Origin of the sequence: Paenibacillus sp. FSL K6-1230, assembly GCF_038002385.1 — a bacterium.
Taxonomy (GTDB): domain Bacteria; phylum Bacillota; class Bacilli; order Paenibacillales; family Paenibacillaceae; genus Paenibacillus; species Paenibacillus massiliensis.
Genome location: NZ_JBBOCK010000001.1, coordinates 484,211 through 501,873 on the forward strand (window position 1 = coordinate 484,211; position 17,663 = coordinate 501,873).

Annotated in this window: 13 protein-coding genes; 9 read left to right on the top strand and 4 right to left on the bottom strand. The window is 50.2% G+C overall.

The window, feature by feature from the left end; genetic code table 11:
- Positions 1-204: 204 nt before the first annotated feature.
- A complete protein-coding gene (locus MKX74_RS02175) occupies positions 205-651 on the bottom strand; it encodes a disulfide oxidoreductase (RefSeq protein WP_025678238.1) in 447 nt (148 codons plus the stop codon).
- A 301-nt stretch (positions 652-952) separates the two neighbouring features.
- Here MKX74_RS02175 and MKX74_RS02180 point away from each other — a divergent pair, with 301 nt between their 5' ends.
- Positions 953-1,579 (top strand): nitroreductase family protein, encoded by a 627-nt coding sequence (locus MKX74_RS02180; RefSeq protein ID WP_018887151.1) that lies wholly within the window; start codon positions 953-955, stop codon positions 1,577-1,579.
- Between the two features lie 124 nt (positions 1,580-1,703).
- Here MKX74_RS02180 and mprF read toward each other — a convergent pair whose 3' ends face one another.
- On the bottom strand, positions 1,704-4,346 hold the full coding sequence (gene mprF, locus MKX74_RS02185) for a bifunctional lysylphosphatidylglycerol flippase/synthetase MprF (RefSeq protein ID WP_341177350.1): 2,643 nt from the start codon (positions 4,344-4,346) through the stop codon (positions 1,704-1,706).
- Between the two features lie 310 nt (positions 4,347-4,656).
- Between mprF and lepB the strand changes: the two genes are divergently transcribed.
- The 6 genes from lepB (at position 4,657) to MKX74_RS02215 (ending at position 13,997) form a co-directional block, all read left to right on the top strand.
- Positions 4,657-5,208 carry a signal peptidase I gene (lepB, locus tag MKX74_RS02190; RefSeq protein ID WP_018887149.1) on the top strand — a complete coding sequence of 184 codons (552 nt, stop codon included), beginning with the start codon at positions 4,657-4,659 and terminating at the stop codon, positions 5,206-5,208.
- Positions 5,209-5,483: 275 nt separating this feature from the next.
- The gene (locus tag MKX74_RS02195) at positions 5,484-6,533 is read left to right on the top strand and encodes a lactonase family protein (RefSeq protein ID WP_341177351.1); all 1,050 of its coding nucleotides are present in this window, start codon (positions 5,484-5,486) and stop codon (positions 6,531-6,533) included.
- Between the two features lie 285 nt (positions 6,534-6,818).
- On the top strand, positions 6,819-7,238 hold the full coding sequence (locus tag MKX74_RS02200) for a hypothetical protein (protein ID WP_341177352.1): 420 nt from the start codon (positions 6,819-6,821) through the stop codon (positions 7,236-7,238).
- 43 nt (positions 7,239-7,281) lie between these two features.
- A complete protein-coding gene (locus MKX74_RS02205; RefSeq protein WP_445667247.1) occupies positions 7,282-12,387 on the top strand; it encodes a DUF4132 domain-containing protein in 5,106 nt (1,701 codons plus the stop codon).
- 118 nt (positions 12,388-12,505) lie between these two features.
- Positions 12,506-12,958, top strand: a complete 453-nt coding sequence (locus MKX74_RS02210; RefSeq protein WP_341177354.1) for a GNAT family N-acetyltransferase — start codon at positions 12,506-12,508, stop codon at positions 12,956-12,958.
- Between the two features lie 220 nt (positions 12,959-13,178).
- Positions 13,179-13,997, top strand: coding sequence for an alpha/beta fold hydrolase (locus tag MKX74_RS02215; protein ID WP_341177355.1), 819 nt, complete (start codon positions 13,179-13,181; stop codon positions 13,995-13,997).
- 136 nt (positions 13,998-14,133) lie between these two features.
- Here the strand turns inward: MKX74_RS02215 and MKX74_RS02220 are convergent, their stop codons facing one another.
- Complete coding sequence (locus tag MKX74_RS02220; RefSeq protein ID WP_341177356.1) at positions 14,134-15,066, bottom strand: ArsR/SmtB family transcription factor; 933 nt, start codon at positions 15,064-15,066, stop codon at positions 14,134-14,136.
- Positions 15,067-15,264: 198 nt separating this feature from the next.
- Positions 15,265-16,152: a hypothetical protein gene (locus MKX74_RS02225; RefSeq protein ID WP_341177357.1), complete on the bottom strand. Its 888-nt coding sequence runs from the start codon at positions 16,150-16,152 to the stop codon at positions 15,265-15,267.
- A 259-nt stretch (positions 16,153-16,411) separates the two neighbouring features.
- Here MKX74_RS02225 and MKX74_RS02230 point away from each other — a divergent pair, with 259 nt between their 5' ends.
- Together MKX74_RS02230 and MKX74_RS02235 are read left to right on the top strand one after the other, a co-directional pair.
- Positions 16,412-16,813, top strand: coding sequence for a GNAT family N-acetyltransferase (locus MKX74_RS02230; protein ID WP_341177358.1), 402 nt, complete (start codon positions 16,412-16,414; stop codon positions 16,811-16,813).
- Positions 16,814-16,946: 133 nt separating this feature from the next.
- Positions 16,947-17,579, top strand: coding sequence for an NAD(P)-dependent oxidoreductase (locus MKX74_RS02235; RefSeq protein ID WP_025678227.1), 633 nt, complete (start codon positions 16,947-16,949; stop codon positions 17,577-17,579).
- Positions 17,580-17,663: the final 84 nt, after the last annotated feature.

Here is a 17,663-nt window from a genome sequence, read left to right on the forward strand (position 1 = left end):
TGTATTGTTGATATCTTGAATTTTAACTACAATAGTATACCATATTTAGTAGGCCTGATGCTCGCAGTCGATGTCCATTCAGCTGTGATTGAACTGTAATGATCCCTCAGCGTGGTTATACAGAATATGAGAGCAGGTTATGTAACAGACTACAGTATAACCCTTGATGGTTATAATATACAGTTACTCTTGGAATGCCAATGATCAGTTCTTGCCACTGCGTTCTGCTCGAACCAGGTACAGCATGGCGCCAATAATCATGATGAAGGCAATCAAGGCCAGCATCGGGATCGTAATGAATCCGAACCAGTTCAAATAGTCATTCTCACAGGAGACACGCCCACAAGCGGTACCACCTGAAGGTGCAGAAGCGCGGGAAGCAGCAATCCGTTGAATAATGACATGATAGGTTGAGATGGCTGCGCCGATCCCAGCCAGTGGCAGCACGTAGGTCCGAACACCCGTATCACCACGAAAATAGGCAATCCCTAGCAGCACGGTGAGTGGATACATCAGAATACGCTGATACCAGCAGAGCTTGCAGGGCTCGTACCCCAGATATTCACTGAGATACAGGCTCCCTAGTGTGGCGATACATGCGACAACCCATGCACCGAAGAGAACCAGATCGCTTTTTTTGTAACCAAGCATAAAAAATCCCCTTTATATAGTATAATCTGGCTCTTCCTGAAGTAGGACAACATTCCTTAATGAGCCGCTATCATTTGAATCTGTTAATATCATATCTAGGATTACCTGATTATGTAAAGCTATGCTTGACATTCTTAGTTGTAACTAATAAAATTACATTTGCTGGTTTTCCGAAGACTACGTGAGCCGTGAGTCATGGTGCATCCTTGCTGGGTTGAGGTAGTTTTCGGAGATCCGTGGACGAGGAGCTCGCTGTCGCTGATTCGCGAAAACAATATTTATATTTCTAGGAGTGTGAACCATGTCTAACATTGAACATAACGAGACGCTGCGTGTCATTAGCGAGCGTCATGCTGTCAAGAAGTATGTAAAGGATGCAGCTCTTCCTGAAGAGCATCTGCAAGCGATCCTGCGTGCTGCTGGCCAAGCTCCATCTGCTTGGAATCTTCAGCATTGGAAATTCCTCGTGGTTGAAAGTGAGGCTGACAAGCAGAAGCTGCTGCCTATCGCTTACAATCAAAGCCAGGTTGCAGATAGCAGTGTGACGATTGCCGTCCTTGGTGATCTTGAGGCTAACCGTAATACATTTATCTATGACCAGGCTGTTGATAATGGCTTCCTGCCTGCTGAAGTGCGTGATGCGCTGGTAGGACAAATTAACGGAGCTTATCAAAATCCGCAGGTAGCGCGTGATTCTGCAATCCTGAATGCTTCTCTGGCTGCACAGAACATCATGCTGGCTGCCAAATCTCTTGGCTATGACACCTGCGCTATGGGCGGCTTCAATCCGGCACAGCTGATCGAGAGCTTCCAGATTCCTCAGCGTTACATTCCAGTTATGCTGATCACGGTAGGAACAGCACTGGAGCCTGCTCGTCCATCAGGTCGCCTGCCACTGGAAGACGTAGTTGTACGCGGCAGCTTCTAAGAAACGTCATATCCCTGACCAAGCGTATCCGGTTAACGAACAATATAAGTTATAAATATTATGCGAAGAGGGACTGCCTTGTCGCCACTAACTGTGGTGAACGGAGGCAGTCCCTCTTTTGGTGTTATTTCATCTTTTTTGAGACCAGATACAGCAGGTCGGCGGTCAGAATGGGCAATGACACCGAGGAGGGATAGGCCAGATAACGTGGCTCCCACGAGGGGTTGAACTTTTCCTTATACCGCCTGAGTCCCTGAAATCCGTACCAGTTACCACCGTATTGAAAGACCAGCCGTGCCATGCGTTCTTCACGCAGAGCCTTCTCGTTCTGGCCGACGCTGGACAGTGGTGCCATTCCGAGACTAAAGGTCGTGTAGCCCTCCTCCCGCGCCCATTCCATGACATGAGTGAACAGATAGTCCATCGTCCCATTCGGAGCATCAGGTAGATGTCGCATGAGATCAATGGCGATCTTGTCATCCCCGTCATAGGCTGGGGCCAGAGAAGCGAATGCGATGATATCCCCATCTGGATTGCGTACGAGTGCTACTGGTGCGCGAGACAGATAAGATTCCTGGAACCAGCCGAGAGAATAGCCTTTTTCCTTGCGTCCCTTGAGCCACTCGCATGATACATGCTCAAGCTGCTCCAGCAGGGATGGAGTCAATGGAGGATGCACCATGGCAAAGGAATAGCCCTCCCGGTCGTAACGGTTCCTGACGGTTCGTAGTGGCGTGTTCTTCTTCCCGGAGATGGTGAATTCCTCCAGCCTGACAAGAGCCACCTCCCCCAGCTTGAAGAAGCGGTATCCATTCTCGTGATAGATGGGCAGGTAGTCTGGGGACACCTGGTAAAATACCACGAGCAGGGCGTAGCGATCCGCATACTGTTGGAATTCCTGTATAGCTCGGCTAATTTGCTCCCGAGGGCCCAATGGATCACCGAGCACGACCAGCTTGTTGCGGGTGCGTGCATATGGAATCAATACGTTGCCATCACAGGCCCAGTAGAGATGCTTGTCGCCAAGGAACAGCATGTGTGTCAGCAGATGACCGTCCTCGTCCTCCAGGAATTGCTCAAGCTTGTCCAAGGCTTCCTCATCCAATTGCTCGGATCTGCTGCGCTGAGGGCGAAGCACCAGATACATCGTCAGGAAAATCCAGGCGAACAGCAGGCTGAGGACCGCTGTAATCGCGATTCGATTCGGGCCAATAAACAGATGCGAGTTCATACCTTGCGGCAGCCAGTGTGAGAAATAACGATAGCCACCAGCCCCAATCAAGAGGTAGACTCCGGTCACAAGGACCGATATACCGCCCCAGATGAACAGATTCGTCCTCCGCAGCGGTGCTCCAATCCGGTAAAAGCGAGAGCGGGACAGCCATAGCATCAGGGCAACGAACAATAGGTAGCTCGCCTCCTCGAAGTCCAGTCCCTTCACGAAGGTGAAGACGGCCCCGGCAAGGAGTAGCACGAGTGTCAGCCGCAGTGCTCGCTTGATTCGCAGCGATATGCCGTGAGACAGTACAATGAGCATAATCCCGATCATGACGGAAATATCGTGGGACAGCCGCATGATCGGTAGCGTCAGCAGATGCTCGGCCCAGCGAAGCCTGTATAGCAGACCAGGTACAGCAGCCGATAGCAGCAAGACTGCGCCGGCGATCAGCACCAGCTTGCTCAGTGCCCATACGCTCAGGTCGGCCAGGAAGCGGAACTGCCCAGGCCAGCCCCAGAATCGCTGCCATTTGTTCAGCGAATAGGTCCAGCCAGCTCCGGCAAGCTCTCCAAGCTTCTCCCGTCCGGGCATCATTTCAAGGGCTGCCAGCACCATCCCGATGAGCCAAGGGATGACGAAGTAGAACAGTCGGAAGAGGAGCAGGACGGTGACAGCACGATCCGCGTCTACCCCCAGCAGTTGGAGGCCTAGCAGTGTGGTGACATCGAATGCGCCCAGACCGCCTGGTGCGAGACTGATAATGCCGGCAATAGCCGCCACGACATAAATCCCGATCAAGGCGTCTATTGGAAGGCCATTCAGAATCTGAAGTGCGGCCACGGCAAATGCAAGGCCTGCGAACAGCCATTCCAGCACCGAGGAGAGGAGGAAGGCCAGAATGGTCTTCCACGGAATTTGTCCCTCACCTTTGTTGAACCATTTGCCGAACATGGGTGTGCGCTGAAGCAACATAAATACTGGAAAGTACGCTGCCATCCCCCATACAGCCCAGCGAAGCCAGGAATATTCCTGCAGCATGGCACCTACGGGCAGAATATGCAGAATACATGCCCATGCCAGTAGAGACAGACCAATAATTACAATGGGCGACAGGAAGATAACCGCAGTCGTAATGGTCTTGAGTGGTACACCGCCCTTCTTGTACAGCAAGGCCCGCAAGCCCGCCCCAGTAAAGCCGGCGAAGCCAAAGGCATTATTGAAGGTGTTGGCGATCCATCCATACCGAAAGGCTGCCCAGCGGGTGACCTCCAGCTTGAAATGGCGCCGAATCACAAAATCATAGGAGCTCATGACAGCAGCAGCAATCAGCGAGAAAATGAACATGAAGACAATGGAGCCAGACGATAAGCCCCGCAGCTCGTTCAGCATGCGTCCCGGATTAATGGATTGCAGCTCCCGGCTACCCAGCCACACGACCAGGGTAATAATAACTACCGGAATGATCAGGCGTACAATTCGTTTCTGATAGGCGGAGACCACCAGTTGAATGATTTTGAGAGATGCTAAGCGCTCTCTGAAAGGAAGCATATTTTCACCTACCTGGTAATCTTGAACACATCATTCGTGCCTTAGTGGCACAATCTGTAATGAATCCATAAGTACATACGCAATTGTTGAAGCCTTGGTTCATAATACTACATTAATACACAATATCAAGTTTCAGGACGCCAAATTGTAAAATCATTGTACGAAGCCCGTTATTTTACACAACTGTAGTGAGAGATTGGCTTTCTTTTTACTAGAAAGTGTATACTAGGGTTAACAGATCTGAACAATCGTAAGATTTCTAATCCAGATCATATAGAATTTAAGCTAGATTGTACGGGAGAGATGATTCATGGTAAAGTTCTTCAAAAGTATGCTGAGCTGGATATGCTCCTTTGGGATTGCGATCGTCATTACATTAGTTATCGGTATTTTTGGTATTCAACCTTATACGGTTGAAGGTCATTCTATGGACCCGACGTTACATGACCAACAGAAGGTGCTAGTATCCAAGATCCCCAATACGTTCCCGGGAACGATAGAGCGCGGGGATATAGTCATTATTGATAGTCGTGTACATGAGGCGCGCACCATTCGGGATGATATCATGGAGCAGCCCATCATGCGCTGGCTGAGCGATGAGCCGACGGACTCCATCTATGTGAAGCGTGTAATCGCCAAGGCTGGCGACGAGCTTGAGCTGAATCAAGGTCAGGTATATTTGAATGGTACACTGCTGAATGAGCCATATATCAAGGAAGAGATGATGGATCAGGGGGACCAGACGTGGGACGTGCCAGAGGGCTATGTCTTCGTGATGGGAGATAATCGCAATAACAGTAACGACAGCCGGGTGCTTGGTTTCATTCCGCTCAGTCATGTGATTGGTAAGAAGCTGAATTAGAGCGCTGGAGCAAGTAGGCTGCGTTCATTATAGTTAGATAATATACTCGCAACATGAGTGATATCGCCGTCAGCAAGGGGTATCACGGTGTTGTGCGGTAATGATACGTAGGGAATACATCTAAGATCGAGGGCAGGCTGGATAAAGCTTTGTCTTCGATCTTTTTTGTATATATAGCTATTACCTAATTTATGATCCTGCCATGAGTAACGCTGATAATTGGGTAATAATGATAGACGAAATATCTATCTCATGATCCAGGGAGGAATTTGACCATGGCACAAGAGCAGATGTACTACTTTTATACAGGAACATATGCATCACGGGAGGAGAAGGCCCTATACCTGTGCAAGATGGATGGCGACAATGGAGAGATGAGCATTGAGAACGGCACCGATGGCATTGAGCGCCCGTCCTTTCTGGCTCTACATCCAGAGGAGCATCGTCTGTATGCTGTCAGTGAGGACGGCGAGGGGAAGGTATATGCTTACGAAGTCGATGAGCAGACTCACGAGCTCCGGCTATTGAATCAGCAGTCCACACAAGGGGCCCACCCCTGCTACGTCTCGGTGACGAAGGATGGTGCTTTCGCTCTGGTCTCGAATTACTCAGGAGGCAATGCCGGGATGTTCCCTATCGTGAGTGGTGCAGGTCTTGAAGAGATGGCCTCCCAAGTCAAGCATGTCGGGTCTAGTGTCCATGCAGAGCGCCAAGAGGGACCACATCCCCACTCGATTGTGCCAGACCCTTCTGGCGATTATGTGATGGTCTGTGATCTGGGCATGGACCAGATCGTTATCTACCGGATCGAGGAAGGCAAGCTGGTGACGCATAAGGAAGCTGAGCAGCCGAAGGGGGCCGGGCCGCGTCATCTGGTCTTCCATCCGAACGGCCAATTCGCCTATGTAGCCAATGAACTGGACAACACGGTCTCGGCCTTCTTGTACGATGTGCACTTTGGAGAGCTGCAGCCCCTCCAGCATCTATCTACGCTGCCTGAGGATTATCGGGAGGAAAATACGGCGGCTGATATTCGGGTTACGCCATGTGGCCGCTTCCTGTATGTATCGAATCGCGGGCATAACAGCATTGTGTTGTATCGGATCGACGAGGAGAGCGGGAAGCTTGAACGGATAGAATGGGTGGATACGCTGGGGAAGACACCGCGCAATTTTAACCTGGTCGGCGGTTATCTGATCGTGGCTAACCAGGAGAGTGACAATCTCGTCTCCTACTCTATCGACGGGGAGACTGGTCGATTGACAGCGTCAGGACATCAATTAGAGCTGAAATCGCCTGTATGCGTGGAGCCTGTGGTGCGATAGTGGTTAGGTAAAGCGAGTGTAGTAGCCAGATAAAATGAGCTTAGGGCAAGTTAAGGCGACATAAATATAGTCAAATATAACGAACGATTGAAGGGGCGTGTGTGGGACGCCTCTTTTTGTATGAGCTATCTTCGTATTTGCACCGCATCAGAACTGGTCCTTAGTAACTAGACAACAATGAGATATGACTCATGAAATCATGGATTCAATTTGTTTATCATTATAAAAAGGGGAATGTATGTACCCATTGTGGAATATTTATATATGCAATAAAGGAGGCGCATCATGAGGATTGCCGTGACGGTCAAGAGCATAGCCAAGCGCAAGCCTGTATTGGCTAAGCAAACTATTGAGCTTCCTGAAACAACGAATACATTGAGACAGCTAATTGAGCATACAGTTGCTTGGCAAATTCAGAAATATCAGGATCGTCAGGAGGGGAATAACGGACTTGCTTATTTGCTTCCGGAGAGTATCGATGATCAGGCATACACCGGGAAGGTTAGCTTCGGAGCCATCAATCGTGATGGGATGCCTGACGTGACAGAGGCGTCTGCGGTTGCTCTTACTGCCTATAAGGATGGCTTGTACCGTGTATTCCTGAATGAACAAGAGCTCGAGCAGTTAGATGAGCTACTACCCTTAGAGGAGGGTGACGAACTGGTCTTTATCAGGTTAACCATGCTAGCAGGGCGACTGTGGTAGCCTTTCACAACTAGAGTCAAGAAGACGAAGGAGGAGAATGATTTTGAACAGCAGGAACTCCGTGGAAGAGAAGGAATATTTGAAGCATTTGCAGCAGTCGGCAGAGCGGCTGAAGGGCCAGGAGGGTGAGCTCGCACAATGCATTGCACAGCTGGCCCATTCTCCATATGTGAATGAGAGTGAGCGGACTTATGGAGAAATTGTTCGTTTGTTGGGACAGAATATCGCGAAATCCGTACAGCAAGACTCCACACAACAGGGTCCGACATTTCTCCAGCCGTTGGTTCAGGCAGTAAGAAGCCTGACAAAGCAGCCAACAGCTGATTTTTTTGCATATGTGGTGGAACGTGCACTGCTATATCCACACAGTAACGGATATAATCGTAGACCCTTCCGAACCCGTGATTACCGTGCCCATTTGCCGCAGATCGTGCGCAAGCTGGCTTCCGTGCTGAGAATGGAGATGCTTGGCTTTGACCTGAAGAACTACTTATCTTTGCCTGCAAATGAGCCCTACCCTCATCATGAAGTCAGAACGGTTCTGCCGGATCGTATTGCTTATGCGCTGGACAACGGAGATGCACATGTACAGCAGGTGCTAACGGATATTATTTATGGAGAGCAGCAGCATGCACTTCTTAGTGGAGAGATGATCAAGGGGGTGCTGATGAGTAGCTGGGAGGATGGCTACCGTCAGATTGGTGAATTGCTGGTGGCTGCCCGACTGCAGGAGGGTCTCCGTCAAAGCATAGTAGAGCGCATGGATGAGGGGACGGTGGAGGCCTTCATCTATATGCTGCGTATCCTGATCGACCATGAACTGATCCGCTTCAGCTCCGTAGTGCGGGCGATGTCAGTATGGACAGGTATGGCTCTGGAGTCAGCTAACCAGCGTGTAGCTGGGCAGCTGCTGGAGCAAGCATTGCAGGCGTTGGTGAGTGAGCAGGTTCGCGAGGAGTGGTTAAGGGAAGAGAATGCTCATCGTCTGTTGATGAGTCTGTGGGCAACAGCAGTACTTGAGGAACAGGATCTAGCACAGCTGGTCCCAGAGCTCATGAAGCAGGGGCAGCTCTACCAGCAGGTAGTCTCTCAGTATGTGCTGGCGAATAGCCAGAACCGACAATTGAGACTGAGCATCGCACGTCAGCATCTGCAAGTGCAGGACCCTGAGTTAATCTACTGGGTTATCATGAACTACGATGCAGCGTATACGAGGAACTGGGGCTTTAAGATCGAATGGAATGTTGCAAGTGAAGAGAAAGGTTCAAGTGTCCTTCTGACTCCTGTATCCGAGCTGGCGAGCAAGGCGGAACGCCGCCGTGACTTTGAGCTGTTCAAGCAGATGCTTGAACAGCTTCCACCAAGTGGGGAGGAACGGGCATCCCGTGTGCTGGATTATGTCCATTATCATATTCATCGGGATGATGTGGTTCGTAAGATGCTGTATTTGGCAGCCTACGACATGGACCCGGATTGGATCGCAGAGGTCATCCTGCTGAAGGATCAGCTGGGACCCGATCTCCGTGGAGAGCTACTATCTTTATTCGTACGTGGATCAGAGCATGCAGCGCAGCGTAATTTTATATTTGAGAGTCTATCCGACAAAAGTATGTCCAATCGTGAACATGCACTCGCCCATGCCAAGCAGATGCTTCTTGGACCTAATGAGATGAAGCGATTGGAGGAGCTGCTCAAGCTGAAGACAGGCTCGTTACGACAGCTTGTCATTCAAGTGCTGCTGCTTCAGGACGAGGCCCAACTGGATACATCACTGGCACGATTGCTGCAGTCCAAGTCTGAGCTTCAGCGTCTGGGTGCGCTTGAGATCCTGACGGAGCAGGTGGCGGTACGACCAGAGCTGAAGCAGGAGGAACGTGTACAATCTCTGCTGGAGCTGGTGACTGAGCCCACACCCAAGGAGAAGCCGCTACTCGACAAGCTACGTCCATCTCATGCCAGATACACACTGGAGAATGGCTTCGGGCTATTTGATCCTTCTCGCCGCAGAGCACTGCTGGAAGAGGTTCGGGATGTTAGCGATTTCCGTCCAGAGGAGCTGTTCACCCTGACTCCCGAGCGGATAAGCACATGGCTAGAGGGCTTGGATCAGCTAGTGCATGAGCACAGAGATTATGAATATGAGATCGAGTATTATGCGGGATATCGTCATAGCTATCTGCTGGGTACTTGTCTGCAATCCAAGGTACGGTATAACGAGCGCAAGCATATCCCAGAGCTGGATCAACTGCCGCTGTCGGAGGTATGGCACGCCTACTTCCGTGATCATCAGCTAACCAGTCAGGAACTGCTACAGCTGTTTATCATTGCGCGTTTTCCCAGCCTGCAAGGCACCTTGAATGAGTATTACCAATATTATCATTACACGATGGATTCCTATGATGACATGAAGAAGATCTGGCTGCTGGAGGGCTGGCGCAAATCCTATATAGAGCAGGTATACCCCGTATCCTTGATTGAGGACATCCAAGGTTTGCTTCTTAATCTGCAGTATAAAGACCAGGTGAAGACGCTGATTGAGGCAGCCTTTACAGATAGCAACCGAGAAGATACCTTCAGCATGGCAGAGCGATACTGGTCGGCAATCCTGCATCTTATGCCCGAGGATCAAGTGCAGCAAGAGGCGGGACTGCTGAGCATGCTGACGGACACGTGGGCTTATCTCGTGCGAGATCGTAGCTATGATGACGCAAGCTTCCAGCGATATTTCCAGACAGCCTATCAAGCTATGGTTAAGGTGGAGAAGGTATATCCGAAAATGCTACTGTCCTTGTCAGATTTCATTCGAGCCTATGAGCTGAGTCTGATCGATGAACAGGAGATCTACTACCAGCTACTAGCAGGACCTAGCTCACCGCATTTCCTCATGGACCTGACTTCTCCGCGAACAGAGACAACAGATGGACATCCTCATATAGAGGCTCTGCGTGACACGGCCATAAGCCGGATTGTGGAGCTGGAGCTATTACGTGGGGAGCTACCGACTGAATTGACGGAGCAGGCGATGAAGCTGGGCCGACTAACTGGCATCGAATATTGGGTCCGATTGGTTGCAGCACTTGACCAGGATTCCTTTGTGCGCGGATATATATATTCCTATGGGAACAGCACTACACGCAAGGAGACATTCAGCTATCTCATACGCAACTGCCATCCACGCCCAGGAGAGGGGAAGAAGGAGCTTGCCGAGCTGCTTCAGCAATACCCCCTGACGGAGAAAAGGCTGTTGGAGGCCGCCATGTATGCTCCGCAATGGCTGGACATCGTATCCGGACACCTTGGGTGGGAGGGACTGCATAGTGCAGCTTGGTACTTCCATGCCCACATTAATGAGCATTTCTCTGCGGAGAAGGAGACGGTGGTCGCTTGTTATTCACCGATAACTGCTCAAGATTTCAATGATGGTGCCTTCGACATTCGCTGGTTCAATGATGCCTATGCCACCCTTGGTGCGAAGCGCTTCAAGCTGCTATATGACTGTGCGAAGTATATCTCGGGTGGGGCTAACCACCGCCGCTCCCAGCTGTTCGCGGATGCTGTGCTAGGGGAGCTGTCACTTGAGGAGATGCACGGCTCCGTAGTGGCGAAGCGCAACAAGGATCATCTACTGGCGTATAGTCTGATTCCGTTAGCACTTGGCTCTGAGCGCGAGCAGGATGTACGTGGACGGTATGATTTTGTTCAGCAGTTCCTTAAGGAAAGTAAGAAATTCGGGGCTCAGCGTAAAGCCAGTGAAGGTACGGCTGCTCAGATCGCTCTCGATAATCTGGCACGTAATGCCGGATATGCCGATGTGACGCGTTTGACATGGGATATGGAGGCGAGCAGGCTGGATGGTCTGGAGCCGTTCCTCGAACCGTATGAGATAGAGCCGGGTCTGCATGTGAAGCTGGAGATTAGCAGGGAAGGACAGACGAGCATTGTGGCGGTGAAGCAGGGTAAGGAGCTAAAATCCTTGCCGTCCCGTGTGAACAAGCATGAGCATGTTGTGCGCCTGAAGGAGCTGAAGGGCGAGCTGACGGATCAATACCGTCGTGCTCGGCAGGAGCTGGAGCGATCCATGGTGCAAGAGACCGTGTTCACCGCTCAGGAATTGTTCCGTCTCATCGGTAATCCTGTGCTTGCTCCGCTCCTGCAGGCGCTTGTGTTCCGTAGTGGAGACGCCTTCGGGTACTTGGATGAGGGACAGCGCTGTCTGCTTGGTCCACAGGTACAGTCTGGTTCAGAGCAAGGGGGCACGGATAATGGAGAACTGGGTTATGTGAGTCACCCGCTGGAATCCGAAGATCAACTGGTCATTGCTCATCCACTGCATCTGTTCAAGAGTGGCCTGTGGCACCTGTACCAGCGTAACAGTATGGAGATGCTATTCTACATTGGACAGCGTGAACGAGAGGATCTCAAGCAGCGCGAGCCTTTCAAGCAGGTGTTCCGCGAGCTCTATTTGCCTAACGAGGATGAGCTGGCTAACGGGCTGGTCTCGAATCGCTATGCAGGGTATCAAGTGCAGCCGAATAAGACGGTCTCGTTGCTCAAGCAGCGTCAGTGGACGGTTAGCTACGAAGAGGGGCTGCAGCGCGTGGATTACCAGCATAATCTGATTGCGCGGCTGTACGCGATGGCCGATTGGTTCTCCCCGGCGGATACCGAGTCACCTACACTAGAGACGGTGCAGTTCTTTGACCGAAAGACCAATGAGCCCGTGGCTCTAAAGGATGTGCCTGGAGTATTATTTTCCGAGGTGATGCGTGATCTCGATCTGGTCGTTAGCGTTGCTTATGTTGGTGGAGTTGATCCGGAGGCCAGTCTGACGACGATTGAGATGAGGCGTGTCATCGTGAAGGAATCCCTTCGCCTGTTGAAGCTGGAGAATGTAAGGCTGGAAGGCAACTATGCTCGTATTGCAGGCGAATTAGGCGAATATGCCGTTCATCTTGGCAGTGGGAGCACATTCAAGCAGGCAGCAGGTGACTTGTATATTGTACCTGTGCATAGCCAGCATCGGGGGCGAATCTTCCTTCCTTTCCTGGATGAGGACCCCAAGACGGCAGAGATCTTGTCCAAGATTGTGCTGCTGGCCGAGGATCGCAAGATCAAGGACCCGCAGATTCTGGAGCAGCTGCGTTCCTGAGTGCAGGTGTGAGTCTCATAAGGGCTGGCTGGAGCCTCATGCTCTAATAGTCAGGTTGGCGGCAAAACGCACATATGATAGAATGCATGTTAACTTTGCTCTCTTAAGAGGAGGTAACATGATTCATTTTAGAATAGCTACAGTAGATGATCTGTATAAAATTGTTGAAATGCTTGCGGACGACGAACTGGGCAGAATGAGAGAACGCTTCGAGACTCCCCTTCCGGACAGCTATGTAAGAGCGTTTGAGGCCATTGATTCAGATCCGAATAATGAACTGATTGTGTCCTGCCTGGAAGAAGAGATTGTTGGCGTACTACAACTTACGTTTACTCCTTATCTTACTCATCAAGGTAGCTGGAGAGCTACGATTGAAGGGGTGCGGACGGCTTCTTCAGTAAGAGGAGAAGGCATCGGGAGCCAATTGATTCAATGGGCGCTAGAGCGCGCCAAAGAGCGAGGCTGTCATATGGTCCAGCTAACGACAGATAAAAAACGAGCTGATGCGTTGCGTTTTTATGAGCGTTTAGGCTTTACCGCGACACATGAAGGGCTGAAAATGAAGCTGTAATGCTTGTCTCATACTCTATTTTTTGTGGACAGCTATGAGGCGGGAAAGAGAGTTAATGAAGACAAAGGCGATGCTAAGCGCGGATGTATAAAAGTCTAGTCTGACAAAGAGGCTCTTCCACTGGGAAGGGTCTTTGTCATCGCTACGGGTGCGCAGTAGATTTTACTTTAGAGTAAGCAGTGTAAGTATAGTATAAATAGCTCAATTTGGAGGAGTCTGAATGCCGTATTGTAAAGTCAAGAATGCCAATATATATTACGAGGAAATGGGTGAAGGCAGACCGATTATAATGATCCACGGCTTTACACCGGACCATCGGTTAATGAGTGGGTGCATGGAGCCCATATTTGAAAAAAACTCCGGTTGGCGTCGTATCTATCTTGACCTGCCTGGAATGGGACTGACACAGGATTACGATCAAATCAATAATTCAGATGATATGCTGGAAGCAGTAGTCGATTTTATCGAAACACTTATTCCGGACCAAGATTATCTTATAGCAGGTGAATCGTACGGTGGATATATCACAAGAGGGGTAATCAATAGACATAGAGATCGTATTGGTGGTGCTGCGCTGATTTGTCCATTAATTATTCCTGAGCATAAGAGAAGAATCGTTCCCGAACATGTTGTTATTTATTATGATCGTGAGTTCATGGATACTTTAAGCGAAGAGCAAAGAAGTGATTTTAGCGCAAATCAAGTTGTTCTCAATGAATATAATTGGAAAAGGTATTCTAATGAGATCGTGGCAGGCTGCAAAATCGCTGATTATGATTTTCTTAGCAAAATTCAGAGAAACTATGGATTCTCTACTAATATAGATGAATTCATTTTCGATAAACCAACCGTATTTACTCTCGGTCGCCAAGATGCAGTCGTTGGTTATAACGATGCTTTTGGCATTTTAGATAAATATCCTAGAGCAACCTTTGCCGTTCTGGACCGGGCAGGCCATAATCTTCAGATTGAACAGGCTATCTTGTTTGAGTCACTGATCAGTGAGTGGCTTGAAAGAGTACAAGAGTGTGGATGCTAGATTTCTATGAATACCTAGATGGTATATGAACAAGAGAGGTTTAATTCAACGAAACAGCGACAGTCTAGGACATTATGTTCTCCTCCTTTACTGTCGCTGTTGCGATTACTCGGGGTATCAGTTGATCCCCTAATACTTAAAGACCTTCTCTTGCTGCCGAGTCCAGTAGCTTGTAGTACAGTCGGAAGATGATATCCTGATTGTAGTTCCCGAAGCCAGAGCCGAATAAGGTCACACCGCCAACATGTCTTGATTCCTCCAGCACGGCGATGCGGAAGGTCCACTGCTTGTTCTCGATGCCTACCTGCTGTATGCCTACGTCAGAGATTTGTTTCCCATCAATGAAGGTGCCTTCGGCAGTAATTCGAAGCCGCTTGAGCAAGCCGTATTGGTTGACCGTATCGGGCCACCAGCCTGGTGTATACTTGCCGCGACTGTCTCCGAAATCACCCGGGCTGGTCCACGTTCCAAGCTGAACATCATTCAGGAAGAAGGTAATGTCCGAAGGCCAGTTGTTGTTCGTAGAAGGGGCTTCGGATGAGAGCTCCAGGGAAATCTCCAGTTCCTCAGGCTGCTCACTGGAGAGCAGGAAATTGGGGATTTTGTAGTCGATATAGCCTTTACCGAACCAGAGAATTTTGGCATGGACTCGCTCCGCATCCAGAAAATAACGGGGTTCGTCGTACTCACCAATAACGCTGTCAACGGTAGCCAGTCCGCAGGTGGGCTCAATCTTGAAATCGGCATAATGACCAACGGAAATCTCGGTATGATGATATTGACGCACCTCTTGCTGCTGTCCAGGGAGCGTAATCTCAATCTTGTCTGCGGCGAGACTGCATACCTTCTGCACACCGCCACGACCTGGCTGCATACGAGTGGAGATCAGGCCAGCCTTCTCCAGCTTCTTGACATGCATGGTCATAATGGCGCTGCTCAGTGTCAGTGCATCTGCCAGTTCACGGATATTCATCGGCTTGTTCGCCAACAGTTGTATAATCTTCAATCGGACTTCACTGGCTAATGCTTCGTACACCGGAAGAGATTTTTCTGAGATATCGAGTTCCATGGGCGCTCCTCACTTGTAAATTCTATATCGTTTACATATGTGTATATTATTTATATTTTTACTAACTATAATACGATGATTTGTCCCCGGTTACAAGCCCAATCCTTGGCCTGTCTCCGGGGACTGGCCGGATGACAACATAAGATGAAATTACCGATTTACCGTACGCACCATCCAGTAGTCGGGCATTAAGCGAGGCTATTGGCTCGTGTTACCGGCATCAGCAGATGTGCCCTTAGGGGTCTCAGGGTCTTCATCCGACTGACCTGCATAAGGGCGGTTACTGCGGGACCTCCCACGAGTGAAGCGGAAGCCGAGGACGAACATCAGGAGCTGTACGGCCAGAATATAAGGGGAGGCTCCGAGCCCCAGCCACTGTAGCAAAGCCATGCCAGCGATAAGAAACGATACAATGCTGGCCGGGATATGAGACGCTGTCACATCCAGGCCATTCTGGCGCCGAAGGCTGAGCAGGCGGTAAACACACAGGATGGCTAGCAGGCCAGACAGGAGCTGCATCCAGAGCAAGCTATGCTCCCACAGGGTAGCCGTATCTTCGAGTGCTAACCATTGACGCAGCATCCGCCAGATCAGCCAAAGAATGCCGATGAGTGCCGCTGGACCGAGAGCCGGGCGGAGCATACTCCACCAAGCCGTTCCCCATCCGGGGGCATGCGTCTCTTGCAGCAGCATTCGCCGTTCGTCGATGAGCTTGTTCATTTCTCGTTCTATTGATCTATGCAGTAGCGAGATATGTGAGCTGTCCGCCTGCTCTAGACAATCCTGAATCTCCTCCTGCAGATAGGGGGTTAGATAAGGAGCTGCTTTGGCTTTCTCCAAAGCCCGGACAAGACTGCTATCCAGCTCACCTCGTCCTGAGCCTTCCCTTACGCATGCCAAGGCTCCAGCAAGCTCGCCGTATATGTATAATGATTCCTGAAGCTCGTCCAGCCTGCTACGACGAGATAGTCGCAATTGCGCAGTGCTGTGCGCATACAGCCATACCACGAGGACGCCGGTCCAGGTGAACGCCAGCATGACGAAGAGTTCAATCCAATTCCAGTTCATAGGCTCCGCTGGGGACAACGCCGGTCCCTCCTTTCCTTAATAATTACACTATTGCATAACCCCGATATACATTTCAAGAAAGATGCCAAAAATCCTTAGCTCGAAACGGAAGGCTAAGCTTCGAGGATCATTAGTAAGGTGTTAAATACAGTTCTTTATTCATATAAACGCGCAAGATCTGGAGGCAAACGCTGTATGGGGTCGTGTTTGTGATTTAATTTTGTATAATACTGTTACAATGAGTAAGATAAGCGAGCACGGAAGGAGAATGGTACAGATGGAGATTAGATATGATATACCTGCTGCTGAAGAGTACCTATCACTGCGTGGAGAAGCTGGACTATCCGTGTTCAGCCTGGAAGCAGCGGAGAAGGGACTTGCCAATAGTCTGTTCGCGGTAACGCTCCGTGAGGCGGAACAATTGATCGGAATGGGGCGAGTAAGCGGGGATGGAGGATGCTTCTTCCTGGTCACCGATATTGCTGTTAAGCCGTCAGAGCAGGGCAAGGGCTACGGCAAGCTTATAATGGCTGAGATTATGAAATTCCTGGAGCGTGAAGTTCCCTCAGGAAGCTTCGCCAATCTCTTTGCAGATGTCCCTGCTAACCGACTGTATGAGCAATTCGGCTTTCGGTTAACGAGTCCCGTCTCGGAGGGAATGTACTGGAGGAAGCCTTGAAGGAGTAAGATGGCGAGAAATACGTTTAGCCAGAGCAGAGTAAGGATAAGTAATAACATAAGATGTGTATTCACCAGAATGATCAGCTGTATAAGACAAGAACTTCATTAGAAAAGGGGAAATACATGTGCAAATGAACATTATCGTATTTGGAGCTACAGGAAGAGTTGGACAAGCCATCGTGAAGGAGCTGCTGAAGCGGAAGCATCAGGTTACTGCGGCCGTGCGGGATGTGCAGCGCTTAGGCGGGTTGACTGGAGATGTGAAGGTCGTAGAGGTCGATCTGTTGTCCCTAGCTGACGTGACTGAAGCGGCACGAGGTCATGAGTTGATCATTAGTGCATACGGACCGCGCTTCGGGGCCGAGGATGAGCTGGTCGAGGTGGCTCGCATCCTGATTGAGGCAGCCAAGAAGGCTCAGGTACCACGGATACTGGTCGTAGGTGGAGCTGGTAGCCTGAAGACGGGCAGCGGGGAGCTGCTGATGGATACGCTGGAGTTCCCAGAGGAGGCACGTCCGCTGGCTCTAGCTCATGCTGAGGCGTTCACAGTCATCTCCCAAGCTGATGTGATTTGGACGTATTTTAGCCCTGCTGCGGTCATTAAGCCAGGGCTTCGCACTGGGAATTTTCGCATAGGCACAGACTGGCTCGTCACCGATGAGCTCGGTTACAGTCGGATTTCCATTGAAGATTACGCGGTTGCTCTCGTAGATGAGGCGGAGGAAGCCGAGTTCGTCAATGCCAGGTTCACGGTTGGTTACTAGAAGCCTGACCAGATCAAATAGGAGTGCAGATGGAAGGATGCTGCAAGCGGGGAGCCCTGTCGCCCACGGTTAAGATTGATGCTC